Source organism: Burkholderia crassaminum (assembly GCF_964265005.1).
GTDB lineage: Bacteria > Pseudomonadota > Gammaproteobacteria > Burkholderiales > Burkholderiaceae > Burkholderia.
Window position 1 is genome coordinate 2,026,441 of record NZ_OZ183799.1, and the last position, 25,888, is coordinate 2,052,328.

At 68.4% G+C, this 25,888-nt stretch carries 24 protein-coding genes; 9 read left to right on the forward strand and 15 right to left on the reverse strand.

Annotation, left to right across the window (positions count from 1 at the left end; genetic code table 11):
- Positions 1-3: 3 nt before the first annotated feature.
- Positions 4-468: an Lrp/AsnC family transcriptional regulator gene (locus ACPTTF_RS09325; RefSeq protein WP_006481526.1), complete on the reverse strand. Its 465-nt coding sequence runs from the start codon at positions 466-468 to the stop codon at positions 4-6.
- A 255-nt stretch (positions 469-723) separates the two neighbouring features.
- Here ACPTTF_RS09325 and ACPTTF_RS09330 point away from each other — a divergent pair, with 255 nt between their 5' ends.
- Positions 724-1,269, forward strand: a complete 546-nt coding sequence (locus tag ACPTTF_RS09330) for a Spy/CpxP family protein refolding chaperone (protein ID WP_423370999.1) — start codon at positions 724-726, stop codon at positions 1,267-1,269.
- 135 nt (positions 1,270-1,404) lie between these two features.
- Positions 1,405-1,836, forward strand: coding sequence for a PGDYG domain-containing protein (locus tag ACPTTF_RS09335; protein WP_423371000.1), 432 nt, complete (start codon positions 1,405-1,407; stop codon positions 1,834-1,836).
- A gap of 33 nt (positions 1,837-1,869) precedes the next feature.
- Here ACPTTF_RS09335 and ACPTTF_RS09340 read toward each other — a convergent pair whose 3' ends face one another.
- The 8 genes from ACPTTF_RS09340 to ACPTTF_RS09375 all read right to left on the reverse strand — a co-directional run bounded on the left by ACPTTF_RS09340 (position 1,870) and on the right by ACPTTF_RS09375 (position 10,107).
- Positions 1,870-2,232: a DUF3022 domain-containing protein gene (locus tag ACPTTF_RS09340; RefSeq protein WP_423371001.1), complete on the reverse strand. Its 363-nt coding sequence runs from the start codon at positions 2,230-2,232 to the stop codon at positions 1,870-1,872.
- A gap of 13 nt (positions 2,233-2,245) precedes the next feature.
- Positions 2,246-3,034, reverse strand: coding sequence for a YhfC family intramembrane metalloprotease (locus ACPTTF_RS09345; protein WP_423371002.1), 789 nt, complete (start codon positions 3,032-3,034; stop codon positions 2,246-2,248).
- 54 nt (positions 3,035-3,088) lie between these two features.
- A complete protein-coding gene (locus ACPTTF_RS09350) occupies positions 3,089-4,132 on the reverse strand; it encodes a LacI family DNA-binding transcriptional regulator (protein ID WP_423371003.1) in 1,044 nt (347 codons plus the stop codon).
- Positions 4,133-4,657: 525 nt separating this feature from the next.
- A complete protein-coding gene (locus tag ACPTTF_RS09355; protein WP_423371004.1) occupies positions 4,658-5,623 on the reverse strand; it encodes an NAD(P)-dependent oxidoreductase in 966 nt (321 codons plus the stop codon).
- 5 nt (positions 5,624-5,628) lie between these two features.
- Positions 5,629-6,909, reverse strand: a complete 1,281-nt coding sequence (locus tag ACPTTF_RS09360) for an MFS transporter (RefSeq protein ID WP_423371005.1) — start codon at positions 6,907-6,909, stop codon at positions 5,629-5,631.
- A 347-nt stretch (positions 6,910-7,256) separates the two neighbouring features.
- Entirely contained in the window at positions 7,257-8,249 is a 993-nt protein-coding gene (locus ACPTTF_RS09365) for a sugar kinase (protein WP_166964570.1), read from the reverse strand.
- Between the two features lie 28 nt (positions 8,250-8,277).
- A complete protein-coding gene (locus tag ACPTTF_RS09370; RefSeq protein WP_423371006.1) occupies positions 8,278-9,042 on the reverse strand; it encodes a sugar phosphate isomerase/epimerase in 765 nt (254 codons plus the stop codon).
- Between the two features lie 171 nt (positions 9,043-9,213).
- Entirely contained in the window at positions 9,214-10,107 is an 894-nt protein-coding gene (locus ACPTTF_RS09375) for a LysR family transcriptional regulator (RefSeq protein ID WP_166964574.1), read from the reverse strand.
- 112 nt (positions 10,108-10,219) lie between these two features.
- Here ACPTTF_RS09375 and ACPTTF_RS09380 point away from each other — a divergent pair, with 112 nt between their 5' ends.
- Positions 10,220-11,287, forward strand: a complete 1,068-nt coding sequence (locus ACPTTF_RS09380; protein WP_166964576.1) for a YeiH family protein — start codon at positions 10,220-10,222, stop codon at positions 11,285-11,287.
- Between the two features lie 103 nt (positions 11,288-11,390).
- Positions 11,391-13,124 carry a ClcB-like voltage-gated chloride channel protein gene (locus ACPTTF_RS09385; protein ID WP_347814796.1) on the forward strand — a complete coding sequence of 578 codons (1,734 nt, stop codon included), beginning with the start codon at positions 11,391-11,393 and terminating at the stop codon, positions 13,122-13,124.
- A gap of 93 nt (positions 13,125-13,217) precedes the next feature.
- Here ACPTTF_RS09385 and ACPTTF_RS09390 read toward each other — a convergent pair whose 3' ends face one another.
- Entirely contained in the window at positions 13,218-13,838 is a 621-nt protein-coding gene (locus tag ACPTTF_RS09390) for a TetR/AcrR family transcriptional regulator (RefSeq protein WP_423371007.1), read from the reverse strand.
- Between the two features lie 186 nt (positions 13,839-14,024).
- Here ACPTTF_RS09390 and ACPTTF_RS09395 point away from each other — a divergent pair, with 186 nt between their 5' ends.
- The 4 genes from ACPTTF_RS09395 (at position 14,025) to ACPTTF_RS09410 (ending at position 21,011) form a co-directional block, all read left to right on the forward strand.
- Positions 14,025-15,134, forward strand: a complete 1,110-nt coding sequence (locus ACPTTF_RS09395) for an efflux RND transporter periplasmic adaptor subunit (RefSeq protein WP_423371008.1) — start codon at positions 14,025-14,027, stop codon at positions 15,132-15,134.
- Complete coding sequence (locus tag ACPTTF_RS09400; protein WP_423371009.1) at positions 15,131-18,277, forward strand: efflux RND transporter permease subunit; 3,147 nt, start codon at positions 15,131-15,133, stop codon at positions 18,275-18,277. Before ACPTTF_RS09395 ends, ACPTTF_RS09400 begins: the two co-directional genes overlap by 4 nt.
- 2 nt (positions 18,278-18,279) lie before the next feature.
- Positions 18,280-19,863, forward strand: a complete 1,584-nt coding sequence (locus tag ACPTTF_RS09405; RefSeq protein WP_423371010.1) for an efflux transporter outer membrane subunit — start codon at positions 18,280-18,282, stop codon at positions 19,861-19,863.
- 119 nt (positions 19,864-19,982) lie between these two features.
- The gene (locus ACPTTF_RS09410) at positions 19,983-21,011 is read left to right on the forward strand and encodes a MerR family transcriptional regulator (RefSeq protein WP_423371011.1); all 1,029 of its coding nucleotides are present in this window, start codon (positions 19,983-19,985) and stop codon (positions 21,009-21,011) included.
- 66 nt (positions 21,012-21,077) lie between these two features.
- Here the strand turns inward: ACPTTF_RS09410 and ACPTTF_RS09415 are convergent, their stop codons facing one another.
- From ACPTTF_RS09415 to ACPTTF_RS09435, 5 genes are all read right to left on the reverse strand, one after another.
- Positions 21,078-21,785 carry a hypothetical protein gene (locus tag ACPTTF_RS09415; protein ID WP_423371012.1) on the reverse strand — a complete coding sequence of 236 codons (708 nt, stop codon included), beginning with the start codon at positions 21,783-21,785 and terminating at the stop codon, positions 21,078-21,080.
- Positions 21,760-21,984: a helix-turn-helix domain-containing protein gene (locus ACPTTF_RS09420; RefSeq protein ID WP_027787308.1), complete on the reverse strand. Its 225-nt coding sequence runs from the start codon at positions 21,982-21,984 to the stop codon at positions 21,760-21,762. The genes ACPTTF_RS09415 and ACPTTF_RS09420 overlap by 26 nt, the downstream gene beginning before the upstream one ends.
- An 8-nt stretch (positions 21,985-21,992) precedes the next feature.
- Positions 21,993-22,553, reverse strand: a complete 561-nt coding sequence (locus ACPTTF_RS09425) for a DUF2975 domain-containing protein (RefSeq protein ID WP_423371013.1) — start codon at positions 22,551-22,553, stop codon at positions 21,993-21,995.
- A gap of 164 nt (positions 22,554-22,717) precedes the next feature.
- Positions 22,718-23,248: a M949_RS01915 family surface polysaccharide biosynthesis protein gene (locus ACPTTF_RS09430; RefSeq protein ID WP_423371014.1), complete on the reverse strand. Its 531-nt coding sequence runs from the start codon at positions 23,246-23,248 to the stop codon at positions 22,718-22,720.
- A gap of 79 nt (positions 23,249-23,327) precedes the next feature.
- Positions 23,328-24,725: a sigma-54 interaction domain-containing protein gene (locus ACPTTF_RS09435; protein ID WP_423371015.1), complete on the reverse strand. Its 1,398-nt coding sequence runs from the start codon at positions 24,723-24,725 to the stop codon at positions 23,328-23,330.
- Positions 24,726-24,986: 261 nt separating this feature from the next.
- Between ACPTTF_RS09435 and ACPTTF_RS09440 the strand changes: the two genes are divergently transcribed.
- Entirely contained in the window at positions 24,987-25,871 is an 885-nt protein-coding gene (locus ACPTTF_RS09440; protein WP_423371016.1) for an MBL fold metallo-hydrolase, read from the forward strand.
- Positions 25,872-25,888 lie beyond the last annotated feature (17 nt).

Consider the following 25,888-nt stretch of genomic DNA (forward strand, 5'->3'; position numbering starts at 1 on the left):
GCGTCAGCCGCCGATCGTCCCGCGATCGATCTTGCGCGACAGGATGATCGACGTCGTCGTGCGTTCGACGCCTTCGAGCGTGCCGATCTGGTCGAGCAGGTCGTTGAGACGTTCGGGCGAATCGGCGCGCAGCCATGCGACGTAGTCGTACTCGCCGCTCACCGCGCACAGCAGTTGCACCTCGGGCATCCGGTCGAGCTTGCGCAACACGTCCTTGCCGAACTTCGGCGTGAGGATGATGCCGACATACGCGTAAATGCTCGCGTCGAGCACGTCCTGCCCGAGCCGGACGCTGTAGCCGGCGATCACGTTGGTGCGTTCGAGCCGCGCGATGCGTGCGACGACCGTCGTGCGCGCGACGTCGAGCTGGCGCGCGAGATCCGCGACGCTGGCGCGCGCATCGGCCTGCAGCAGCGCGACGAGTTGCCGGTCGAGATCGTCGAGTTGGTCGAGGCGGGGTGGACGCATGAGGCTGGGCCGGGGCACGACGCGCCGGCGAAGTGGAAGGTGACGCGATGATAGCGCCGAACGCCGGAGCGCCCAAACGGCATCGCCCGGAGCCGATACGAACCTTTCAATTTCGATTCGTATCGGATGTAAGCAAGTGTCGCATTCACTGCTGCGCCGCACGCAACGTGCTACTAATAGCGGGCGACGCGAGATGCGCGCTTGCGGCAGTTGCCGCCGCGCCCGTTCGCACGACACCACCCCGGAGAGCCAACCATGAAGAAAATCTCGCTCACCCTCGCTACGCTCGCCGTTGCAGCCAGCGCGTTCGCGCAAACCCCGGCGCAGCCGCAAGCGCCCGCTCAGGCCACGATGGCCGCGGCTTCGGCCCCGAGCGCCGAGCAGCGCGAGGCGCGCCACGAAGCGCGCGTCGAGCAGCGCATCAAGTACCTGCACGACCAGCTGAAGATCACGTCGGCGCAGGAACCGCAGTGGAAGACGTTCGCCGACACGATGCGCGACAACGGCGACACGATGGGCCGCCTCTATCGCGAACGGATGGCCAAGCACGACGTCTCCGCGCTCGACGACATGAAGCAGTACGCGGAACTGTCGCAAGCGAACGCCGACGGCGCGAAGAAGCTCGCCGACGCCTTCGCACCGCTCTACGAGAGCTTCCCGGCCGACCAGAAGGCCCTGGCCGACACGACGTTCCGCAGCTGGCTGCACCACGGTGGCGAGCACCGCGGCAAGGGCAAGGCGAAGGGCAAGGAAGGCAAGGCGGCAGCCGCGCCGGCCGCCAGCGCGCCCGCGCAGCCCTGATACCCTCCCCGCCGGCGCCGTGCCGCCCGTCCGGGCCGAACGGCGCCGCGCCGCTACAGGCGACCGGCGCGTCACACGGCGCGCCGGATTCGGGATAAGCTCCCGGCTTTTCCAGCTTTCCCGCACTTCCTCGCCATGCTCGAACTCAAGCACATCGACCTGCGTACCGATCCGCAGGCCCGTCGCGTCGTCAAGGACGAAACCGTCGCCGTTTCCTTCGCGGATGCGGACGGCGAACTGATGAGCCTCGAAGGCCCGAACCGCTATGTGGCGGGCGACGCGCTGATCACGGGCTCGACCGGCGACCGCTGGGTCGTGTCGCGCGCGCGCTTCGACGCCAAATACCTGCCCGCCGATCCGGCACTCGCGCACGGCGCACCGGGCGCCTACCGGAACCGGCCGGCCGTCGTGCTCGCCCGCCGCATGGACGAGCCGTTCACGATCGCCCGCTCGGAAAACGGCGACACGCTGCGCGGCGTCGCCGGCGACTGGGTGATGCAATACGCGCCCGGCGACTACGGTGTCGTGCAGGCGCAGCGCTTCGCGCAGGTCTACCGCGGCGCGTAATGCGGCGCGCCGGCATTGCGCCGGCGCGAACGGTCACGCAAAGTCTTCGTCGAGTTCGAGTTCCGCGTCGCGCTCGACGGCCTCGCCGGCCGCATGGCGCTCCTCGAGCGACCCGAGCATCGCTTCCGTATACGCGTGCAGCACCGCATGGCTGCGTGCGCGCTGCATCGGCTTGAGCGCCAGATAGCGCGCGAGCGCCGTCGGCACGATGCGGATATCGAGCGTCATCCGCTTCGGCACAGCGCCGAAACGCATCGCCAGCCAGTGCACGGACAGGAACCGCCCGCGCTCATCGCTGCTTTCGGCGAAACGCGTCTGCTCCGGAAAGAGATCGCAAATCACGCGAGCGAGCGCGTCAAATTCCGCGCTCTGGCATTCGATCAGATAGTCGTCCATCCCATCTCTCCCGTCAGGCTGCCGATTGCTTCGGCCGGCACGTCTTCACCAGCACGACGACCAGGATCGCCGCCAGCACGAAATACGCGGCCTCGACCCAGCCGGCCGGCAGCACACGCACCTGGTACAGCAGCGCCGGCGCGGCCGCCAGCGCATGCAGCACGATCGCAAGCGGCAACACGCCCGCGCGGCCGGCGCGCACGCCGCGCCAGACCAGCACCGACAGCGCAAGCTGCAGCACGAACGCCGCGCAGCGTTCGAGCAGCAACAGCAGGATCGACTGTGTCGACAGCGTCGCGAGCATCACGTGCAGCCGCACGACGGTATCGCCCGGCAGGTCGGCGAGCTGGGTCTCGAGCTGGCCGCGGCTCGCGAGCCACGCGAGATACGACCACTGGCCCCACACGAGTACGCCGACGAACCACGCTTCGGCGCCACCGTGACCGATCCCGTAGCCGATTCCGCGGCCGTCGCCGGCCGAAGCGCCGTAACGGCGGTTCAGGAAACGCATCCCGAGATAGCGGCCGACTTCCTCGAACACGGCGGTCACGAGCGCGCTGTACGCGACGAACGCGAGCGGCTGCGTGAGCCAGCCGTCCGGCGGCGTCCGGCTCAGCACGAGCCCGTGGAACGCGCGTTCGAGGATCATCGCAAACAGCGTGAAGACGGCCACGCCGACGATCGTGTCGCGGCGGTTCAGCGCAAGCGGCTTGCGCAGGATACGGTAGAGGACGAGCGGCAGGAGCGCGATGATCAGCGTGGCGGCGATCAGTACCGCCAGCGTGACGGGAGCGACAGTCATGTATTTCCTTGTTCGGGGCAGCGCACCTGGCGCGCTGCGTGCCCCGAATGATACTCAGCTTGCGGTCGACGCGCGCGCAACCAGCTCGCCCGGCAACAGCGAGACGCGTACGTCGCCCGCCGCGCCGTCGATCCGCTCGTGCACGAATTCGACGGCCTTGTAGCCGATTTCGTAGGTCGGCTGCCGGATCGTCGTGATGCCGATCAGCTCGGCCCATTCCGGATCGTCGATCGACAGCAGCGCCGCTTTCTGCTGCCACGCGGTGCCGAAACGCGCGCGCAGATGGCGCGCGATCGCGAGCGCGACCGGCGCGTTCGCGGCGAACAGCGCCGCGCGCACGCCGCGCCGTGCCGCGTCATCGATGCGGGCATCGATGTCGGCCAGCGCCGCTGTGACCGCGTCGGGCTCGTTCAGGTCGAGCACGACCGTCGACGGCACCGTCAGCCCGCGCGCCGCCAGTGCCGCACGGAATGCGGCCTCGCGCAGGCGCCGCGAGCTGACGCGCTCGAACGGCTGCACGACGAAATGGATTGCATCGAAACCGTGTTCTACCAGGTGCGCGAGTGCCGTCTCGATCGCGTCGGCGTTGTCGAGGCCGATCAGGTCGGCCTCGAAGCCTTCGACCGTCCGGTCGACGAGCACGGCCGGGATGCCGGCCCCGCGCAGCGGGCGCAGCACGTCCTCATCGGCGCCGAGCGCGTTGACGATCAGCCCTTCGACGCGGTAGGTCGTGAGCAGCTGCAGGAAGCGGCGCTCCATCTCGATTTCGTTCGCCGCGTGACAGATCAGCGGCATGTAGCCGAGTGCGTGGCAGGCGGCTTCGACGCCCTGCAGCACTTCGACGGTGTAGGGATTGGTCAGGTCGGCTGCGAGCATGCCGAGCAGCCGGTTGCGGCCGCGCTTGAGCCCGCGCGCCATCTGGTTCGGCCGGTAGTTGAGCCGCGCGATGGCTGCTTCGATCCGCTGGCGCAGATCGGTGGACAGCACGTGCGTCTCGCCGTTCAGGTAGCGCGACACGCTGGTCTTGCCTGTGCCAGCTTCGCGCGCGACATCGCTGATCGTCGCCGGACGCGTTGTGGTTGGTTGCGAATTGGTCACTGTCGTGCCTCGCGACGTGCGATCCGCGCCGCTTCGTGAGCAGACGGACCTTTGTTGTTGGAAACGTAAGCCACCCGGTGGAATCTCCTGTCGGTCCGCGTTAGCGCTTCAGCGCTTACGCGGACCCCATGCTTCGCGGTCGGTCAGCGTCAGCCCTTCACCGCTTACGCGGACCCCATGCTTCGCGGTCGGTCAGCGTCAGCCCTTCACCGCTTACGCGGACCCCATGCTTCGCGGTCGGTCAGCGTCAGCCCTTCAGCACTTACGCGGACCCCATGCTTCGCGGTCGATCGGCGCCGGCGCGGTGGCACCCGCCCCGGTCACGCGCAAAAGCAGTCGACAGCATCGGACCTGGCGTGGATACCCGTCGCGGGACGCCGCCGGCATCGTGGCCGGACGCATCGATACGACGCGCGGGGATCATAACGCAGCCAGCCCTCCGGCACCAAGATCATCGACTCTAACGAAGCCGGCCCCCCCGCCGGCCGGACATCGACTGCTGGCCGGCCCATTACCCGCCGCGGCTCAGGCGCGCGCGAGCGCATCCGGATTGACGAGATTCGTGCGCAGCGTGCCGGCCAGCGCGCCGACCAGGTTTTCCGCGGCGCAGCGCGCCATCGCATGGCGCGTCTCGTGCGTCGCCGAGCCGATATGCGGCAGCGCGACGACATGCTTCATCTGCAGCAGTGGCGAATCCGCCGCCAGCGGCTCCTTCTCGAACACGTCGAGCCCCGCGCCACGGATCGTGCCCGCACGCAGCGCATCGATCAGCGCGGCTTCGTCGACCACCGGCCCACGCGACGCATTGATCAGGATCGCGCTGCGCTTCATCTTCGCGAACTCGGCCGCGCCGATCAGGTGGTGCGTTTCCGGCGACAGCGGCACTTGCAGGCACACGAAGTCCGATTGCGCGAGCAGTTCGTCGAGGCTCACGCGCCGCGCACCGTACTGCGTCTCCGCTTCCGCATGCGCGGACCGGTTCGCGTACAGCACCTGCATCCGGAAACCGAGAGCCGCGCGGCGTGCGACCGCGCCGCCGATCCGCCCGAGCCCGACGATGCCGAGCGTCTTGCCCTGCACGTCGGTGCCGTACAGGTCGGGGCCGATGCTGTGATGCCAGTGGCCCGCCTTCACCCACTCGGCCAGCTCGACCACGCGTCGCGCGGACGCGAGGATCAGCGAGAACACCGTATCGGCGGTCGACTCGGTCAGCACGTCCGGCGTATGCGCGAGCACGATCCCGCGCCGTGTGAGATCCGCGACGTCGAAGTTGTCGTAGCCGACCGAAATCGTCGACCACGCCTTCAGCCGCGGTGCGCGGTCGAGCATGTCCGGCGTGACCTTCAGGCTCGCGCCGATCGCGCCGTCCGCGTCGCCGAGCGCATCGGCGAGGGCTGCGACACCGTCGGCCTGCACGACGTCCGCATGTTCGCGCAGGTACGCGAGGACGTCATCGGGCAGCGGCTTGTACGCGACGATACGGGGCTTCATCTGATTCATTTTCCTTGCAGCGGCGCCGCGAGCGAATGCGCATCGGGCGCGTGGGGTTTGACGGACAGCGTGAGGATCACCGCAGCGACGAGCGCGGCGCTCATGAATGCGTACGACGCGACGGGCGAGCCGGTCGCACCGTTCAGGTAGCCGACGAAGTACGAGCCGACGAACGAGCCGAGCGCCCCCATGCTGTTGATCAGCGCCATCGCGCCGCCGGCGACGTTCTTCGGCAACAGTTCCGGCACGATCGCGAAGAACGGGCCGTACGGCGCGTACATCGCGGCGCCGGCCACGACCAGCAGCGTATACGAGATCCAGAAATGCGACGAGCCGAGTGCATACGATGCGGCGAACGCGGCCGCGCCGATCAGCAGGAACGGCCACACGAAGCCGCGGCGCGAGCCGACCTTGTCGGACGCCCACGACGCCGCGATCATCGCGATCGTCGCCGCGAGATACGGCAGTGCGGACAGCCAGCCGGTCGCGACCATCCCGAGATCGGAACCGTTCTTGACGATCGACGGCAACCACAGCACGAAGCCGTACACGCCGATGCTCCAGCAGAAATACTGTGCGCACAGCTTGATCACGGCCGGCGAGCGGAACGCCTCGCCATAGTTGCGCACGGGCTTGATTGCTGCCTGCTCGGCTACGAGCGCGGCGTCGAGGTCGCGTTTTTCCTGCGCGTTGAGCCACGGCGAATCGGCCGGCTTGTCCTGCACGAGGAACCACCAGCACACGGCCCAGAGCACGGCCGGCACGCCTTCGGCGATGAACATGTGGCGCCAGCCGAATTCGTGCACGAGATAGCCCGAGACGATCGACATCCACAGCACGGTGACCGGGTTGCCGAGAATCAGGAACGTGTTCGCGCGCGAGCGCTCGTTCTTCGTGAACCAGTTGCTGATGTAGATCAGCATCGCCGGCATCACGGCCGCCTCGACGACGCCGAGCAGGAAGCGGATCGCCATCAGCGACGGGATGTTGCTGACCACGCCCGTGAGCGCCGCGCAGGCGCCCCACAGGATGAGGCTGACGAACACGAGCTTCTTCACGCTGCGGCGTTCCGCATAGATCGCGCCGGGGATCTGGAAGAAGAAGTAGCCGAGGAAGAACAGCGCGCCGATCAGCGACGAGAGACCCTTGCTGATCCCGAGGTCCTGGTTGATGCCGGCCGCGGCGGCGAACCCGTAGTTCGCGCGGTCGAGGTAGGCGAGGCTGTACGTGATGAAGACGATCGGCATGATCGTCCACCAGCGGCGGGCAGCGAGAGTATTGGCCATCAGAATGTCTCCTATGTCGGCCTGAGTTAGCGCTTTAGCGCTTACTCAGGCCCCATGCTTCGCGGTCGACCCGAGTTAGTGCTTCAGCACTTACTCGGGTCCCATGCTTCGCGGTCGGCTGGAGTTAGCGCTTTAGCGCTTACTCAAGCCCCATGCTTCGCGGTCGATCCGAGCTAGTGCTTTAGCGCTTACTCCAGCCCCATGCTTCGCGGTCGGCCCGAGTTAGCGCTTCAGCGCTTACTCCAGCCCCATGCTTCGCGGTCGACCCGAGTTTGCCCTTCAGCACCTACTCAGATCCCATGCTTGTACGACGAAATGAGTCCGCGGATTGTGCCGTGTCCGGCCTCTCATTGCGCGGTGAAGGTTTCCTCTAAGCGATCGGCGCGATTGCTGACATTTTCGAACCGATCGAGCGCGGCACGGGTCGGCAGCCCTTCCGAGTCGCCGATCACCTGGATCGCGAGCGCGCCGATCCGGTTGCCACGCGCCACGGCCTGCTCGATCGTCTTCCCCTCCAGCAGCGCGCTGACCACGCCGACCGCGAAGCCGTCGCCGGCGCCCACCGTATCGACGACGTTCTGCACGCGCTCGCCCACCACCGTTCCGTCGCGGCCGTCAGCCGTCCGGTAGTACGCGCCTTGCGCACCCAGCTTGATCACGACGCCGCGCGCGCCTTGCGCGAGATAGAAGCCCGCGATGTCGGCCGGCGTGTCGTGTCCGGTCAGTTGCCGCCCTTCGGCGATGCCCGGCAGTACCCAGTCGGCAAGCGACGCGAGCGCATTCAGCGTCTTCGTCATCACGTCGGCGGACGGCCACAGCGTCGGGCGCAGGTTCGGGTCGAACGAGATCGTCTTGCCGGCCGCGCGCATTTCGCGCGCCAGCTTGAACGCGAGCTCGCACGACGTCGCGGAGATCGCCGGTGCGACGCCCGTCAGGTGCAGGTGGCACGCGCCGAGCACGTAGTCGGCCACGTAGTCGTCGCACGACAGGTGGCTCGCGGCCGAGCCCTTGCGAAAATACTCGACGGTCGGGTCGCTGCCGTCGTCGTTGCGCGACTTGAGCTGAAAGCCGGTCGGGTAACGCGGATCGACCGTCACGCACGACGCGTCGATGCCCTCGCGCGCCAGCGTGTCGAGCACGTAGCCGCCGAACGAATCGCGGCCGACGCGGCTCATCCAGCCGACCCGGAAGCCGAGCCGCGACAGGCCGATCGCGACGTTCAGGTCGGCGCCCGCGATCCGCTTCGAGAATTGCGTCGCGTGCGCGAGATGGCCGGGCTCGGTCGCGACAAACATCGCCATCGCTTCGCCGTAGGTCACGACATCGAGTGCTGCTTTCATGAATGAACTCTCCAGGATCCTTCCGCCGTCACGCGGTTGCGAGCCACGCGACACGCCGGCACGCGTCGCCCGCCAGGTCGGCCGCATCGAACGGAAACTCGATGCCACGCGGCGCCTGCTGCGGCAGCGCCGCGAGCACGCCGGTCACGAGCGGGTCATTCGGCGCCGGCGCGGCGGCGAAACGGCGCGCGCCCTCGCCCTCGACAGCCTTGCAGTGAATGTATTCCACATGCGGCGCGAGCACTTGCGCGCAATCAAGCGGCGCTTCGCCCGGCCACTGCCAGTTGCCGATGTCGAACGTCATCCCGAGCGCATCGGGCAGGCCCGCCGCGGCCAGTGCCTCGAACAGCCCGCGGAACTGCGCGAGCGCGCCGCCGACCGGAAGCTGGCCGTTCTCGACCACCACGCGGGCCCGTGCGCCGCGCGACAGCGCGACGATGTCGGCCGCGTGTGCGTCGCCGGCGAAACCGCCGAGCTGGAATTTCACGAAGCGCGCGCCGAGCGCGTCGGCTTCCGCGAGCGCGCCGCGCAATGCATCCGCGTCGAGCGCGCCCGTTTCCGTGTACAGGTTGGCCGGCGTCGAATAGACCGACCACAGCCCCTGGCCGGTCAGTTGCGCACCGAGCGCGGCCAGCGCGCCGGGCGCCGCATCCGCTTCCGACGCGAACAGCTCGCGCCGCACCTCGAAACCGGTCGCACCGGATGCCGCCGCGGTCGCGACGAATGCGCTGTGGCCCTCCTGACGCACGCGGTCCATCCCGAATGCGCTCGCCACGATCACGATGTCTGTCATTTTGCCCTCTTTCCCCGGAATGGAACCGGTTCCATTTGCTTGAGACGGATGGTGCGCTTCGCTTCGGACCCACGCCATAGAGGAAATCCCTAAGACGGTGCACGGCGCGAACGCGCGCCTGACGGCACGCATCGCGCGTGCCCGGTCCGGGGTCGGCCGTTCACGCGATGTTCAGGCGATGTCGTGCGCGAGGCTCATTTCGAGGAATTGCGCGGCGACCCGCGACGGCGCGCCGCCGTGTGGCACGAGGATGGAGAAGTGACGCGTGAGCGGCGCGGGCGCGAGCGAGCGCAGGACGAGCGCGGCATCGTCGTGACGCAGCGACATGGCGGACACGAACCCGACGCCCATCCCGGCACGCACGGCCTCCTTCACGGCCTCGACACCCGCGATCTCGAATGCGACACGCATCGGCGCCGCGCCATGCGCGAACGCGCGCTCGACGAGTTGCCGCACGGCGGAGCCCGCCTCGCGCAATACCAGCGGATGCGCCGCCAGCGCGGCGAGCGTGACCCCCGGCGCGTATTCGGGCGCGGCCAGCGGATGCCCGGTCGGCACGATCGCCACGATCTCGTCCTCGCGCCACGCGTGCACCGCGGTGCCCGGCGGCAATGCCTCGCCGGGCGGCCCTTCGATCATCGCGATATCGAGCGACGGCAGCGCCGCGACCACGTCGGCCGTGTTGCCGCTCATCGTGTGGATCGCCACGCGCGGTGCGCGCGGCTGGAACGCCGCGATCAGGTACGGCAACAGGTAGCTCGCGGGCGTTGTGCTCGCGCCGATGCGCAGCGTGCCGGCCTCGAGGCCGCGTACCGCGTCGCGAAACGCGCGCGCCTGCGCGAACGTGTCGCGCTGCGCCTTCGCGTACTGCGCGAGCTGTTCGCCGACCGGGGTCAGGCGGATGCCGCGACCTTCGCGCTGGTACAGCGGCTCGCCGAATTCGTCCTGCAGCAGCCGCAGCTGGCCCGACACGGCCGGCTGCGACAGATGCAGCGCCACGGCGGCGTGGCTGATGTTCAGGTGTTCGGCGACGGCGGCGAACGTTATCAGTTGATCCGGGGTCATGGGGATAAATTATCGGCTTTCCGGATAGTTTATGTCACAAATCACAATTTTTCATATCGATATAACGAAATTAGGATTACAGCATCGCAACACGCTCCAACACGGTGCTTCCATGTCCACTGCCCCGACTCCCCATCTCAGCCCCGCCGCGCCGTCGATGCGCGGCCAGTTGAACGGCGTGCTGTTCGTCGCGCTGTTCGCCGCCGCCGTCACGAGCCTGTCCCAACTTCCCGCGATCGCGGGGCTCGGCCTGTCGCCGCTGATCGTCGGCATCGTCGCCGGTGCGCTGTACGGCAACGCGCTGCGCGACGGCATGCCGGCCAGCTGGGCGGCCGGCGTCAATTTCTCCGCGCGCAAGCTGCTGCGCATCGCGGTCGCGTTCTTCGGGTTGCGCGTGAGCCTGCAGGAAATCGCGCAGGTCGGGCTGCCGGGCCTGACGGTGTCGGTACTGGTCGTCGTCAGCACGCTCGTGATCGGCACCTGGGCCGGCATGAAGATCATGAAGCTCGACCGCGATTCCGCCCTGCTGACCGCTGCCGGCAGCGCGATCTGCGGCGCGGCCGCCGTGCTCGCGTTCGAGTCGACGCTGCAGTCGAAGCCGCACCAGAGCGCGATGGCCGTGGGCAGCGTCGTGCTGTTCGGCACGCTATCGATGTTCCTGTACCCGATCGCGTATCACGCCGGGCTGCTGAACCTCGATCCGGCCGGCCTCGGCCTGTTCTTCGGCGGCACGATCCACGAGGTCGCGCAGGTGGTCGGCGCGGCCAGCGACATCAGCCCGCAGGTCGCGCACATCGCGACGATCGTGAAGATGACGCGCGTGATGCTGCTGGTGCCGGTGCTGCTGGTGCTCGGCTGGTGGCTCGCCCGCTCGGCACGTGCGACGGCCGGCGGCGCGCAAGGCAAGCGCAAGGTGGCCGTGCCCTGGTTCGCACTCGGTTTCCTCGGTTTCGTGATCGTCAATTCGCTGAACGTGCTGCCGGGCCAGGTCACCCACACGCTGAACGTGCTCGACACCTTCGCACTGACGATGGCGATGACCGCGCTCGGCATCGAAACCCGCGTCGCGCAGATCCGCGCGGCCGGCCCCCGGGCACTGATGACCGGCCTGATCCTGTACGTATGGCTGATCGTCGGCGGCTACGGGATCACCTGGGCCGTGCAGCACTGGCTTGGCTGAGTTGCCCGCCCGTGACACTTCGCGCGCCGCGCCCGACGGGATGGTCCCGCGGGCGCGGCGCAGTGCTATGCTTCGCGTCGTTTTCCATCGCCCTCTTTCAGCCGTGCTCTCGTTCCTGCTGAAGCTGCGCACTCGCGCCCAAAAGCTGTTCCGCCTGTCGGACGCCCATACGATGCTGATCTGGTCGGCCATCGTCGGCGTCGGCGGCGCCTTTGCCACGATGGCGTTCCGCGAAGGCATCGACCTGATGCAGCACCTGATCTCCGGGCAAAGCGGCAGCTTCGTGCAGATGGCGAAGCGCCTGCCGTGGTACGTGCGGTTCTGGATGCCGGCCGCGGGCGGCTTCCTCGCCGGCTGCGTGCTGCTGCTCGCGACGCGCGGCGACAAGCAGGCCGGCAAGACCGACTACATGGAATCGGTCGCGCTCGGTAACGGCGTCGTCCCCGTGCGGCAGAGCCTGTGGCGCAGCGTGTCGTCGCTGCTGACGATCGGCAGCGGCGGCTCGATCGGCCGCGAGGGCCCGATGGTGCAGCTCGCGGCGCTCGCCGCGTCGCTCGTCGGCCGCTTCGTGCACTTCGACCCGCCGCGCCTGCGCCTGCTGGTCGCCTGCGGGGCGGCGGCCGGCATCACGTCCGCGTACAACGCGCCGATCGCCGGCGCGTTCTTCGTGTCGGAAATCGTGCTCGGCACGATCGCGATGGAGAGCTTCGGGCCGATGGTCGTCGCATCGGTCGTCGCGAACATCGTGATGCGCGAATTCGCCGGCTACCGGCCGCCGTACGAGATGCCGGTGTTTCCGGCCGTCACGGGCCCCGAGGTCCTGCTGTTCGTCGTGCTCGGCGCGTTGTGCGGCGTGCTCGCGCCGCAGTTCCTGCACCTGCTCGACGCGTCGAAGAACCAGTTCAAGCGGCTGCCGCTGCCGCTACCGGTGCGGCTCGCGCTCGGCGGCCTCGTCGTCGGCGTGATCTCGGTGTGGACGCCGGACGTATGGGGCAACGGCTACAGCGTCGTGAACCAGATCCTGCATTCGCCGTGGACCTGGCAAGCGCTGGTCGCGGTGCTCGTGTTCAAGGTGATCGCCACCTCCGCCACGGTCGGCTCGGGTGCGATCGGCGGTGTGTTCACGCCGACGCTGTTCGTCGGCGCGGTGTTCGGCTCATTGTTCGGGCTCGCGATGGAAGCGCTGTGGCCGGGCCATACGTCGGCGTACTTCGCCTACGCCATCGTCGGCATGGGCGCGTTCATGGCGGGCGCCACGCAGGCGCCGCTGATGGCGATCCTGATGATCTTCGAGATGACGCTGAGCTACCAGGTCGTGCTGCCGCTCCTGGTGTCGTGCGTATTCGCGTATTTCGTCGCGCGCGCGACGGGCACGACGTCGATGTACGAGATCACGCAGCACCATTACCAGGACGCGCAGGAGAAGCTGCGGCTGCGCACCACGCAGATGCGCGAGCTGATCCAGCCCGCGCAGACGGTCGTGCCGCTCACGGCGAGCGTCGCCGACATGACGCGCGTGTTTCTCGAATATCCGGTGAAGTATCTGTACGTGACCGACGACGCCGGGCGCTTTCGCGGCGCGGTCGCGCTGAAGGACATCACGTCCGACCTGCTGGACAAGCGCGACACGACCGACAAGACGGCCGCGCATTACGCGCACACGCCGTTTCCGCTCCTGACGCCCGACATGCCGCTCGCCACCGCGCTCGAACGCTTCATGGCGTTCCAGGGCGAACGCCTGCCGGTGATCGAAAGCGAAGCCGAGCCAACGCTCGCCGGGGTCGTCTACAAGACGTCGCTGCTCGATGCGTACCGCCGGATGACCGGCGAGCGCTGATTCGCACGACGCCATGAGGCGCGCGCGCCGCATGCTTCATCGCACCCCGCCTCTGCCGCGCATCGCACGCGGCACGACGAACCCGCTGCCGCGTCAGTCCGGCGCACGCCCGAGCACGACGCGCGCGAAGAATCCCGCGAGTACCGACTCGGCCACATCGGCCGACACGTGCTGCGGATCGGCCGTGTAGTACGACTGCACGCCGTCGCACAGGCACATCAGCCCGAACGCAAGCGTCTCCGCCGGCAGCAGCAGCGGCGTGCCCGCGCGCTCGGCGAAGCGCCGGATGAACTCGGCCATCTGCATGCGCTTGCCATGCAGGAACTGGTTGAAGCGCACGCGGAATTTCGCGTCGCGCGCGGCCTGCAGTTTCGCCTCGCCCCACAGCAGCGAATATTCGTCGTCCTGAAACAGCGTCCGGTAATACGCGAGCGCCATCGACTCCATCTGCTCGCGCGATCCGCCCCCGTCGAAGATCGCCTGGAAGTCAGCCTGCACCTCGGCGTGATCGCGCTCCAGCAACTCGAGGAGCAGGTCGGACTTGCTGTGGAAATTCGAATAGAACGCGCCGCGTGTATAGCCTGCCGCCGCCGCAATGTCCTCGACGCTTGCGGCGACGTACCCTTTCTTCAGAAAAATGCGGTGCGCAGCAACCAGCAGACGTTCGCGCGTCTGATCCCTGCTCTGCTCGCGTGTTAAGCGCTGTGGTTTCATGGCGCGCAGTCTAGCACCAATTGCCTTTCAGATTCATCTTTGCACTCAGATACAGGTGTGTATTAGAATTCGCCACAGTTTCTGAAAGATGGTGTCCGCGCGCCCGTGCCGGCGCCGCTCGGGGCAAGCGCCCGCCGCGCTTGCCGGCTTCGTTCCGTTCTCGCTCTCACTTCATCTGGGGGTTTCGTGAATCGCTCCGGTTCCCGCGCCGCGCTGCTGATCGGCGCCGCGCTCGTCCTCGCCGCCTGTCATCCGAAAGAATCCGCGCCGCCCGCCCCGCGCCCCGTCGTCGCACTGCCCGCCCATGCCGACGACGCCGCGGTCGCCCGCACGCTCCCCGGCGAGATCCAGCCGCGCTATGCCACCCCGCTGTCGTTCCGCATCGCCGGCAAGATCATCGAGCGCAAGGTGCGCCTCGGCGATACCGTCAAGGTCGGCCAGGTCGTCGCGCTGCTCGATCCGTCCGACGTCGAGAAGAACGCCGCGAGCGCGCAGGCGCAACTCGATGCCGCGACGCACAGCCTCGCGTTCGCGAAGCAGCAGCTCGACCGCGATCGCGCCCAGGCGCGCGAAAACCTGATCGCGACCGCCCAGCTCGAGCAGACCGAGAACAGCTACACGTCGGCGCTCGCGCAGCGCGACCAGGCGCAGCAGCAGCTCGCACTCGCGAAGAACCAGCTCCGCTACGCGACGCTCGTCGCCGATCATGCGGGCTACATCACCGCCGAACAGGCCGACACCGGCCAGAACGTGTCGGCCGGCCAGGCCGTCTACCAGCTCGCGTGGTCCGGCGACGTCGACGTCGTCAGCGACGTGCCCGAGGCCGCGCTTGCCTCGCTCGCGCCCGGCCACGCGGCCGCCGTCACGCTGCCGTCGCTGCCGGGCCGCCAGTTCGCCGCGAAGGTGCGCGAAATCGCGCCGGCCGCCGATCCGCAAAGCCGCACGTATCGCGTCAAGCTCACGCTCGCCGCGCCCGATCCGGCGATCCGGCTCGGGATGACGGCCAGCGTCGCGTTCGACGGCGCACCGGCCGCCGGCGACGCACCGTCGATCACGCTGCCCGCGACCGCGCTGTTCCATGACGGCGCGCAGCCGGCCGTATGGGTCGTGCGCGCGAAGGACGACACGCTCGAGCTGCGCCGCGTCGACGTCGCGCGCTTCAACGAGCGCACGGTGACGGTGTCGCACGGGCTGCAGCCCGGCGAGCGCGTCGTGCTGCAGGGCGTGCACACGGTCAGCGCGGGCGAGAAGGTACGCGCGATCGCGCCGCTGCATCCGGAGGACTTCGCATCGTGAGCGTTTCGTACGAAGAAGGCCGCTTCAATCTCTCCGCGTGGGCGCTGCGCCACCAGGCGCTGGTCGTCTACCTGATCGCGCTCGCGACGCTCGCGGGCATCCTCGCGTACACGCGGCTCGCGCAGTCCGAAGACCCGCCGTTCACGTTCCGCGTGATGGTGATCCGCACGTTCTGGCCCGGCGCGAGCGCGCGGCAGGTGCAGGAACAGGTGACCGACCGGATCGGCCGCAAGCTGCAGGAAACGCCGGCCATCGACTTCCTGCGCAGCTATTCGCGCCCCGGCGAATCGCTGATCTTCTTCACGATGAAGGATTCGGCGCCCGTGAAGGACGTGCCCGAGACCTGGTACCAGATCCGCAAGAAGGTCGGCGACATCGGCTATACGCTGCCGCCCGGCGTGCAGGGCCCGTTCTTCAACGACGAGTTCGGCGACGTCTACACCAACATCTGGACGCTCGAAGGCGACGGCTTCACGCCCGCCCAACTGCACGACTACGCCGATCAATTGCGCACCGTGCTGCTGCGCGTGCCGGGCGTCGGCAAGGTCGACTATTTCGGCGACCCCGACCAGCGGATCTTCATCGAGGTGAACAACGCGCAGCTCACGCGCCTCGGCATCTCGCCGCAGCAGCTCGGGCAGGCGATCAACGCGCAGAACGACATCTCGTCGGCCGGCGTGCTGACGACCGCCGACGATCGCGTGTTCGTGCGCCCGAGCGGCCAGTTCGACAACGTCGACGCGATCGCCGATACGCTGATCCGCATCAACGGCCGCACGTTCCGGCTCGGCGATCTCGCGACCGTCAAGCGCGGCTACGACGATCCGGTCGTCACGCAGATGCGCTCGAACGGTAAGGCCGTGCTCGGCATCGGCGTGACGATGCAGCCGGGCGGCGACGTGATCCGGCTCGGCAAGGCGCTCGACGCCGAATCGAAGGACCTGCAGGCGCAACTGCCGGCCGGCCTCAAACTGGTCGAGGTGTCGAGCATGCCGCACGCGGTCGCGCACTCGGTCGACGACTTCCTCGAAGCCGTCGCCGAAGCAGTCGCGATCGTGCTGGTCGTGAGCCTCGTGTCGCTCGGCCTGCGCACCGGGATGGTCGTCGTGATCTCGATTCCGGTCGTGCTCGCGGTCACGGCCCTCTTCATGTACATGTTCGACATCGGGCTGCACAAGGTGTCGCTCGGCACGCTCGTGCTGGCGCTCGGGCTGCTCGTCGACGACGCGATCATCGCGGTCGAGATGATGGCCGTGAAGCTCGAACAGGGCTACACCCGCGCACGCGCCGCCGCGTTCGCCTATACGAGCACCGCGTTCCCGATGCTGACCGGCACGCTCGTCACCGTGTCGGGCTTCCTGCCGATCGCGCTCGCGAAATCGAGCACCGGCGAATACACGCGCTCGATCTTCGAGGTGTCGGCGATCGCGCTGATCGCATCGTGGTTCGCGGCCGTCGTGCTGATCCCGCTGCTCGGCTACCACATGCTGCCCGAGCGCAAGCGGCAAGCACACGAGGCACACCTGCCCGACGATCACGAGCACGACATCTACGACACGCGTTTCTACCGGCGGCTGCGCGGCTGGATCGACTGGTGCATCGAGCGGCGCTTCGTCGTGCTGCTGATCACGGGCGCCCTGTTCGTCGTGTCGCTGATGGGCTTCTCGCTGGTGCCGCAGCAGTTTTTCCCGAGCTCCGATCGCCCCGAGCTGCTGGTCGACCTGCGGCTGCCCGAAGGCGCGTCGTTCGCGGCGACGCTGCGCGAGACCGAGCGCCTCGAGAAGGTAATCGACAAGCGCCCCGAGATCGACCATTCGGTGAACTTCGTCGGCAGCGGTGCGCCGCGCTTCTACCTGCCGCTCGACCAGCAGTTGCAGTTGCCGAACTTCGCGCAGTTCGTGATCACCGCGAAGTCGGTGAAGGATCGCGAGAAGCTCGCGACCTGGCTCGAAACCACGTTGCGCGACCAGTTCCCGGCCGTGCGCTGGCGCCTGTCGCGGCTCGAGAACGGCCCGCCGGTCGGCTACCCGGTGCAGTTCCGCGTGAGCGGCGACAGCATCGCGACGGTTCGCTCGATCGCCGAGAAGGTCGCGGCGACGATGCGCGGCGACGCGCGCACGGTCAACGTGCAGTTCGACTGGGACGAGCCGGCCGAGCGCTCGGTGCGCTTCGAGATCGACCAGAAGAAGGCGCGCGAGCTGAACGTCACGTCGCAGGACGTGTCGAGCTTCCTCGCGATGACGCTGTCCGGCACGACCGTCACGCAGTACCGCGAGCGCGACAAGCTGATCGCGGTCGACCTGCGCGCGCCGAAGGCCGATCGCGTCGACCCCGCGAAGCTCGCCGGCCTCGCGCTGCCGACCCCGAACGGCCCGGTGCCGCTCGGCTCGCTCGGCCGCTTCAAGCCGACGCTCGAATACGGCGTCGTGTGGGAGCGCGATCGCCAGCCGACCATCACCGTGCAGTCGGACGTGCGCGCCGGTTCGCAGGGCATCGACGTCACGCATGCGGTCGACGCGAAGCTGAACGCATTGCGCGCGCAGTTGCCGGTCGGTTATCAGATCAACATCGGCGGCTCGGTCGAGGAAAGCGCGAAGGCGCAGAACTCGATCAACGCGCAGATGCCGCTGATGGCGATCGCCGTGTTCACGCTGCTGATGATCCAGTTGCAGAGCTTCTCGCGCGTGCTGATGGTCGTGCTGACCGCACCGCTCGGGCTGATCGGCGTGGTCGCCACGCTGCTGCTGTTCGGCCAGCCGTTCGGCTTCGTCGCGATGCTCGGCGTGATCGCGATGTTCGGGATCATCATGCGCAACTCGGTGATCCTCGTCGACCAGATCGAGCAGGACATCGCGGTCGGCCACGGGCGCGTCGACGCGATCATCGGCGCGACCGTGCGGCGTTTCCGCCCGATCACGCTGACGGCCGCGGCCGCCGTGCTCGCGCTGATCCCGCTGTTGCGCTCGAACTTCTTCGGGCCGATGGCGACCGCGCTGATGGGCGGCATCACGAGCGCGACCGTGCTGACGCTGTTCTACCTGCCCGCGCTGTATGCGACGTGGTTCCGCGTGAAGCGCGACGAACGCGACCCGCAGAACGGCCCGCCGCCTGGCGGCACGCCTGCCGCGCCGTCGGGGGCCTGACCATGGATCGATCGATGAACCTGAAAACACAAGCCGTGCGGGCACTCGCCGTGGCGAGCCTCGCCGGCCCGCTCGCGGGCTGTTCCTGGTTCGCGCCGAGCGGTGAGCCGCCCGCGATGCCGTCGCCCGCGCACTACGGCACCACGCCGCAAGTCCAGCAGACCGTATCCGCGCAGGGCGTCGCGCAGCAGTTCGAGGTCGGCGCGCAGCCGGTGCCCGACTGGTGGAAGCAGTACCGCTCCGATGCGCTGAACGCGCTCGTCGACGAAGGGCTGCGCAACAGCCCGACACTCGGCGCGGCATCGCATTCGCTCGATGCCGCGCGCGAACAGTTGCGCGGGCAGATCGGCAGCTCGATGCTGCCGTCGATCGACGCGGGCGGCCAGGCCACGCGCCAGCGTGCGCTCGGCGTACCGATTCCCGCGCTCGGCGCGCCGACGCTGCTGTACGACACGTTCGTCGGCCAGCTGCAGGCGAGCTACACGATCGACCTGTTCGGCGCGTCGCGCTTCGCGAACCGCGCGCTGGCCCGACGCGTCGACGTCAGCGCGTTCCAGCTCGAATCCGCACGGCGCGCGCTGGCCGCGAACATCGTCACCGCGTCGATCACGGTGTCGGTGCTGAATGCCCAGATCAACACGACCGAGCGGCTCGTCGCGCTCGCCAACGATCAGGCCCACGATGCCGAACGCCGCTACGCGCTCGGATCGGCCTCGCGCAGCGACGCGCTGAACGCGCGGCAAAGCGCCGACACGTTCGCGGCAAGCCTGCCCGCGCTGCGCCAGCAGCGCGACTCGGCACGCCATGCGCTTGCCGTGCTGGTCGGCCGCACGCCCGACCGGCCGCCGGCCGATCTCACGCTCGCCGATCTGCACCTGCCCGAGCAGGTGCCCGTCGTCGTGCCGTCGGACCTGCTGCAAAGCCGCCCGGACATCCAGGCGGCCGACGCGGGGCTGAAGGCGGCCGCAGCCGAGGTGGGCCTCGCGACCGCGCAGATGTTCCCGCAGCTGTCGCTGTCGGCCGCGATGGGCAAAGGCGGCTTCAGCTGGCCGACGATGTTGTCGGGCGCCGGCGCGATCTGGAACGTCGGCGCGTCGCTGAGCCAGCCGATCTTCCACGGCGGCGCGCTGCTCGCGCAGCGCCGCGCGGCGAAGGCGACTTACGAGGCCGCCGTCGACCAGTACAAGCAGGCCGTGCTCGGCGCGTTCCAGAACGTCGCGGATTCGCTCGCGGCGCTCGAACACGATGCGGAAGCACTCGACGCATCGTCCCGCGCCGCGCTTTCCGCGCGTGGCGCATACGACGACGCGGCGGCCCGCGTGCGGCTCGGCGCGCTGCCGCCGTCGGCCGCGCGCGCCAGCGAGCTGCAGTATCGCAATGCCCGGCTCGACGAGATCCGCGCGACCGGCGCACGGTTCGCGGATACCGCTCGGCTTTACCAGGCGATGGGCACGCCGCCGGTCGACAAGGCCGATAAGGCCGGCAAGCCCGGCAACGCAGGCAGCGACGGCGCAACCGGCCAGCAAGCACGCGCCGCCACCGCCGATACCGCCGACATCGCCCACACCCCGCCTTCGCCGCAATAAGCCGGCCCGGCCATCGGGTGCGCGCGGAATCCCCCGCGCACCCGTCTCCCGATCTTCCGCTTGACCCTCACGTAGCGTAACGTTCGAGACTCCAGTGTGCGTACCGAACGGAGGAACGAATGCGACTGAAAGTGGGAGAACTGGCGAAACGCAGCGGGCTGACCGTCCGCACGCTTCATCACTATCACGCGATCGGTCTGCTGACGCCTTCGGCGCGCGCCGACAACGGCTACCGGCTGTACGACCGCCACGACATCGCCCGGCTCCACCAGATCCAGGCGTTGCGTCGCTTCGGCCTGTCGCTCACCGAAATCGGCGACCACCTGAACCAGCCCGACACCCCGCTCGTCGATCTCGTCGCGAAGCAGATCGCGCTGCTCGACCGTCAGCTCGCGCAAACCGCGCAGCTGCGCGAGCGGCTCGTGAGCCTGCACGCGCAGCTCGCCGCAGGCACGGAGCCGGAGCTGGCCGATTGGCTCACCACACTGGAGTTGATGACCGTGTACGACAAATATTTTTCCGAGGAAGAACTCGCGCGCCTGCCGATGTACCAGAAGAGCCAGGCGGGCGACGCCGAATGGATTGCGCTCATCGACGAAGTTCGCGCGCTGCACGACGCGGGCGTACCCGCCGAGGACGAACGCACCCGTGCGCTCGCCGGTCGCTGGATGATGATGCTCGTGCGCGACACGAACAACGACCCGCGGCTGCTGGCGAAGCTGAACCTGATGCACCAGCACGAACCGGCGATGCAGTCGAAGATCGGCATTTCGACCGCGCTGCGCGACTATGTGCTGCGCGCGTCGTCGGAAACCAAGATGCGGATCTTCGAGAAGTATCTCGCGCCGGACGAGATTCGTTTCATGCGGGCGCACTACGGCGAACACGCGATGGAGTGGCCGCAACTGATGGGCGACGTGCGCGACGCGATCGATGCGGGCACCCGACCTGCTTCGCCGGAAGGCCGCGCGCTCGCGCAGCGCTGGCTCGAGCTGTTCTGCAGCTATGCCGGCACCGATCCGGCCACGCATGCGAAATTCCGCGAGGCGATGATGAACGAGCCTGCACTGACGCGGGATACGTGGGTCGACGACACGCTGATCGGTTTCGTGCGGGAGGCGATGGCGCAGCTTGCGCCTGCGCGTTGAACGCGCAGAGTGCGTTGAGCGCATGAAGGTGCGGGCGGCACGCAGGTTTCCCGCGTGCCGCCCGTTTCACCATTTGCAGCCCGTGTCGCGCACCGCATCCAGTGCGAGCATCGGCAATGCCAGCAGGCCCGCACGCGAATACGCTTGCCGGCAGTCGGTGCGACGGGCCTCCGACACGCCGTCGGCCAGCCTCGCATCGACGGTGTCACGACGCGCGGCCATGCCGCCGGAGGACGCGCCCAATGCCCCGACCGCGGCCTGCGCCGGGCTGCGCGCCGCCGCAGGCCGCGAACCGATCGCGTCCAGGTCGCGGCGCCAGTCGAGATCGGGGCCTGGTGCGGTCTCGGGACGGAGTTCACGTCGGCCCGCGATTGCGGCGGCAGGTGTTTCACCTTGCGGATGCGAAACGCCTGCTGCATCCGAAGACGACCGCGTCGTCATGCGCGACGCTGCAACCGCGGCGGATCGTTTCGTCGACGGCTCGGCCCCCTCGGCACCACGCCCACCCGCGGCTGGCCCGATTCGCCCGGCGCCATGCGCGCTGGCCACGGGCACCGGCCGCGCGGGAATCAGCTCGACGCGCAGCGCGACCCGGGGCCGCGCCCCGGCTTTCGGGCCGGCCACCGTCGACGCCCGTTGCAGCACGAACCATCCGAGCAGGTGAAGCGATACGGACGCGGCGACGGCCAGCGCGACGATGCGCGACCGGCGCCGCCCCGCCGCCTCGACACGTCGCGGTGGCGATGTGTCAGTCCGGCTCGCCGACACCGTCATCGCTGAACGCGAGCAGGTCGCCGGGCTGGCAGTCGAGATAGCGGCAGATCGCCTCGAGCGTCGCGAAACGGATGCCCTTGACCTTCCCCTGCTTGAGCAGCGACAGATTCTGTTCGGTGATGCCGACCGCCGCCGCGAGATCCTTCGAGCGGACCTTGCGCGTCGCGAGCATCACATCGAGCTTGACCACGATCGACATGGCGCGCCTCAGACGAACTGCCGATGTTCGGCATCGAGTTCGCTCGCCTGCCGGAGGATGTGCGCGATGACCGCGATGCAGGCCGCGGTGAACAGCGCGACCACGTACGGCAGGCTGAAACCGATGCTGACCACGCGATGGCCGACCGGTTCGCGCAGCGTCGCCCACACGCTCAGGAGCGGTTCGCACAGCAGGCTCAGCACCACCCACATGCCGATCGCACGGCCCGTCTTGCCGAGATGGCCGGCCGCTTGCGCGGAGAAATAGTCGCGCCGCGCGTAGGTGCGAAACAGCGCACGCAGATGACGCAGGCCGTTCGCGAGCGCGATCAGCGGCACGCTCGACAGCAGGATGCCGACCGCCTTCTGCCACCACGGGAATGCGGCGACATCCACGCGCAGGTTCGAGATCACCGAATCGGTGAGGCCGAATACGAGGCCGGGCCCGGAGGCCGCGTTCAGTGACGGAAATGCCCAGCATGCGGCGTTGAGCACCAGCATGCCGACGATGAACCACAGCGTGACGGTGGCCATCTGCTGGCTGATACGGGCAATGCGATCGGAATGCATGCGAAGTCCTCGACGGGAAATGAACGTGCGTCGATTGTACGCCGATAATTATCGTAAAACGATAATTAATTGTCGTATCTTCATGATTTCTTATCGCATGGCATGCTCAACCCGCCTCGACAGGCGCGTGTCGCGCGCACCATCGCGTGTCGCCGGGCGCGCGCCTATCGATAGTCTTGCGCGCTGATCCCGTGCCAATGCTTGGTCATGTAGCGCAGAAACGCGGGTTGGGCTTTCAGGTCTGCATTCGGCACGGGCGCCGCGCCGCCGTCCATGAACTTGCCGTTGACCGTGACGGTTTCCTCGCCGCGCAGCACGTACTTCGTGCCCTGGTCGATCAGGAAGTACTTGACCTGGTCGGCGCTGACGTCGCCGCGGCAGCCGATCTTGTACGCAAACAGGAACTGCTTGCGGCCGTTGCCGAGCAGGTCGCGCATTTCGATCGACGCGGGCACGACATCGAGAATCGCGTCGACCGGGCATGCCTTCACGTAGTCGCGCACGGTCCAGTCAGGCCGGCCGTCGAGCGTCGCGGCAACCTTGAGCTCGAGGTCGTCGCCGGACGCGGTGCGTGCGAGCGTCACTGCATGCGCGCCGGCCGCATCGGTCCAGGTGTATTCGGTGGCGGCCTGCGCGAGGTTGCACAGCGCAGTGGTGGCAAGAAACAGGCAAGGCGAAAGGAAGCGTCGTTTCATCGGCGAGGTGGAGGCAGGATCGAACGCGCCATTATCGACAAAGCCGCGCGCCGCTGCCAGCCGCGCGCCGCACGCCCGTTCAGCGCTCGCGCACCCCGAGCCCGAGCGCCTTCATCCGCCGGTACAACGTCCGCTCGCTCATCCCGACCTGCTCGGCGAGCGCCTTGCGCGTGCCGTCGAACGTGCGCGCGATGCGCACGAGCTCCGCGTCCGACACGCCGCGCGCATCGGCCGTACGATCCTGCGGCGCCACCGATGCGGCGACCAGCTCGGCCGGCAGATGCTCGACCCGGATCGTCCCGTCGTCCGCGAACAGGCACGCGCGTTCGAGCACGTTGCGCAGCTCGCGGATATTGCCCGGCCACGCATACGCATCGAGACACGCGCGCGCGCGTTCGGTCAGCACGAACAGCCGGGCCGCGAATGGCCGTGCGCCCGCGTCGCCCGCGCTGGCACGCGCGTTCGCGATCCGCCGCAGGATCGATTCGGCCAGCAGCGCGACGTCCCCGCGCCGGTCGCGCAACGCCGGCAACGGAATCGGAAACGCGTTGATCCGGTAGTAGAGATCCTGCCGGAACCGGCCGTCGTCGATCATCTCGCGCAGCGGCTTGTGCGTCGCCGCGACCAGCCGGAAATCCGCGCGCAGCGCCTCGACGCCGCCGACGCGGCGGAACGTGCCCGACTCGATCAGCCGCAGCAGCTTCACCTGCATCGGCAGCGGCACGTCGCCGATCTCGTCGAGAAACAGCGTGCCGCCCTGCGCGGTCTCGACGAGGCCCGGCTTGCGCTGGTTCGCGCCCGTGAACGCGCCCTTCTCGTAACCGAACAGCTCGCTCTCGAACAGCGACTCGGCGATCCCCGAGCAATCGACGACGACGAACGGCCCCATCGCCCGATCGCTCGCTTCGTGCAGCGCGCGGGCGAACAGTTCCTTGCCGGTGCCCGATTCGCCGAGCAGCAGCACCGGCAGCATCGACGGCGCGACGCGCTGCAGTGCGCCGAGCGCCGCATTGAACGCGTCGGCGCCGCCGACGAGCCCTTCCGCACTCGGCTGCGCGGACGCGCTGCGCACCGTCGTCAGCCGCTCGACATACGCAATCACGTTGCCGTGCGCATCGAAGATCGGCCGCAATTCGACGTCGACATGCTCGGGGCCGCGCGGCGTGTGATGGATGTGCAGCACGCGGTTCAGCCCGCGCGATTCGAGCGCCTGCTTCATCGGGCAATGCTCGCCGGCCTGGTCGCACGGCACGTCGTAGTGATGCGAGACCTGGAAACAGTGCCGGCCCACGTGCTCGACGCCCGCGACGCCGAACTGGCGCCGGTACGCATCGTTCGCCGCGAGGATGCGGTAGTCGGGATCGACGACGATCATCGGCTGCGGGTCCTGCTCGAGATACGCGACGAGCGCGCGCACGTCGGGCATGACGTCGCGACGCGGCGCGGGGACGATCGGGATGGTGTCGTGCGGATTCATGCGGACGCTCGGTGAAGGGGATGGCTGACGAACTGCAAGGCGCACTGCCAAGCTGACTGCCAATTCTGCCACGACACTGCCAGATGTGGCAGTCCGCAGCGGCAACCGGATGCCGGCGACGCCCGCGTTTCGCTGCGGCCGCACCGAAAACCCGAGCCGAATCAAGTCCCTGGCAGATCGGCCGGCGCCGCGCTGCACGCTGGCACGCTTCTTGAGTTACAGATCCCGATTGCAGATGCAGAACCCGATCGAGGACACCCCGTGAGCCATGCCACCACGCTGTCGGTCGAAGGCTTTTTCGACCCGGCGACCCACACCGTCAGCTATCTCCTGCTCGATACCACGAGCCGCGCGTGCGCGCTGATCGACAGCGTGCTCGACTACGACCCGAAATCCGGCCGCACGCACACGGCCAGCGCCGACCGGCTGATCGCCCGCGTCGCCGAACTCGGCGCGGACGTGCACTGGCTGCTGGAAACCCACGTGCACGCCGACCACCTGTCGGCCGCGCCGTACCTGAAGGAACACGTCGGCGGCCGGATCGCGATCGGCTCGCACGTGCGCCGCGTGCAGCACGTGTTCGGCACGCTGTTCAACGCGGGCCCCGGTTTCGCGCAGGACGGCCGCCAGTTCGACCGGCTGCTCGACGACGGCGACACGCTCGCGCTCGGCGCGCTGACGATCCGCGCGCTGCATACGCCGGGCCACACGCCCGCGTGCATGACCTATTGCGTCGACGACGCGACACAGCGCGCGGCATTCGTCGGCGACACGCTGTTCATGCCCGACTACGGCACGGCCCGCTGCGATTTCCCGGGCGGCGACGCGCGCACGCTGTACCGCTCGATCGAGCGCGTGCTCGGCCTGCCGCCCGACACGCGCCTGTACCTGTGCCACGACTACCAGCCCGGCGGCCGCGACGTGCAGTTCGTGACGACCGTGGCCGAGCAGCGCCGCGCGAACGTGCACGTGAAGGACGGCGTGACCGAGGACGATTTCGTCGCGATGCGCACCGCGCGCGACGCCACGCTCGCGATGCCCGTGCTGATGCTGCCGTCCGTGCAGGTCAACATGCGCGCCGGCCACCTGCCCGAGCCCGAAAACAACGGCGTGCGCTACCTGAAGATCCCGCTCGACGCGATCTGAGCGTCGGCGCCCCAACC

Excerpts from the sequence above, each read along its gene's own strand:
- ACPTTF_RS09325 (WP_006481526.1), bottom strand. The coding sequence starts at position 468 with ATGCGTCCACCCCGCCTCGACCAACTCGACGATCTCGACCGGCAACTC.
- ACPTTF_RS09330 (WP_423370999.1), top strand. The coding sequence starts at position 724 with ATGAAGAAAATCTCGCTCACCCTCGCTACGCTCGCCGTTGCAGCCAGC.
- ACPTTF_RS09335 (WP_423371000.1), top strand. The coding sequence starts at position 1,405 with ATGCTCGAACTCAAGCACATCGACCTGCGTACCGATCCGCAGGCCCGT.
- ACPTTF_RS09340 (WP_423371001.1), bottom strand. The coding sequence starts at position 2,232 with ATGGACGACTATCTGATCGAATGCCAGAGCGCGGAATTTGACGCGCTC.
- ACPTTF_RS09345 (WP_423371002.1), bottom strand. The coding sequence starts at position 3,034 with ATGACTGTCGCTCCCGTCACGCTGGCGGTACTGATCGCCGCCACGCTG.
- ACPTTF_RS09355 (WP_423371004.1), bottom strand. The coding sequence starts at position 5,623 with ATGAAGCCCCGTATCGTCGCGTACAAGCCGCTGCCCGATGACGTCCTC.
- ACPTTF_RS09360 (WP_423371005.1), bottom strand. The coding sequence starts at position 6,909 with ATGGCCAATACTCTCGCTGCCCGCCGCTGGTGGACGATCATGCCGATC.
- ACPTTF_RS09365 (WP_166964570.1), bottom strand. The coding sequence starts at position 8,249 with ATGAAAGCAGCACTCGATGTCGTGACCTACGGCGAAGCGATGGCGATG.
- ACPTTF_RS09370 (WP_423371006.1), bottom strand. The coding sequence starts at position 9,042 with ATGACAGACATCGTGATCGTGGCGAGCGCATTCGGGATGGACCGCGTG.
- ACPTTF_RS09375 (WP_166964574.1), bottom strand. The coding sequence starts at position 10,107 with ATGACCCCGGATCAACTGATAACGTTCGCCGCCGTCGCCGAACACCTG.
- ACPTTF_RS09380 (WP_166964576.1), top strand. The coding sequence starts at position 10,220 with ATGTCCACTGCCCCGACTCCCCATCTCAGCCCCGCCGCGCCGTCGATG.
- ACPTTF_RS09390 (WP_423371007.1), bottom strand. The coding sequence starts at position 13,838 with ATGAAACCACAGCGCTTAACACGCGAGCAGAGCAGGGATCAGACGCGC.
- ACPTTF_RS09405 (WP_423371010.1), top strand. The coding sequence starts at position 18,280 with ATGGATCGATCGATGAACCTGAAAACACAAGCCGTGCGGGCACTCGCC.
- ACPTTF_RS09410 (WP_423371011.1), top strand. The coding sequence starts at position 19,983 with ATGCGACTGAAAGTGGGAGAACTGGCGAAACGCAGCGGGCTGACCGTC.
- ACPTTF_RS09415 (WP_423371012.1), bottom strand. The coding sequence starts at position 21,785 with ATGACGGTGTCGGCGAGCCGGACTGACACATCGCCACCGCGACGTGTC.
- ACPTTF_RS09420 (WP_027787308.1), bottom strand. The coding sequence starts at position 21,984 with ATGTCGATCGTGGTCAAGCTCGATGTGATGCTCGCGACGCGCAAGGTC.
- ACPTTF_RS09425 (WP_423371013.1), bottom strand. The coding sequence starts at position 22,553 with ATGCATTCCGATCGCATTGCCCGTATCAGCCAGCAGATGGCCACCGTC.
- ACPTTF_RS09430 (WP_423371014.1), bottom strand. The coding sequence starts at position 23,248 with ATGAAACGACGCTTCCTTTCGCCTTGCCTGTTTCTTGCCACCACTGCG.
- ACPTTF_RS09435 (WP_423371015.1), bottom strand. The coding sequence starts at position 24,725 with ATGAATCCGCACGACACCATCCCGATCGTCCCCGCGCCGCGTCGCGAC.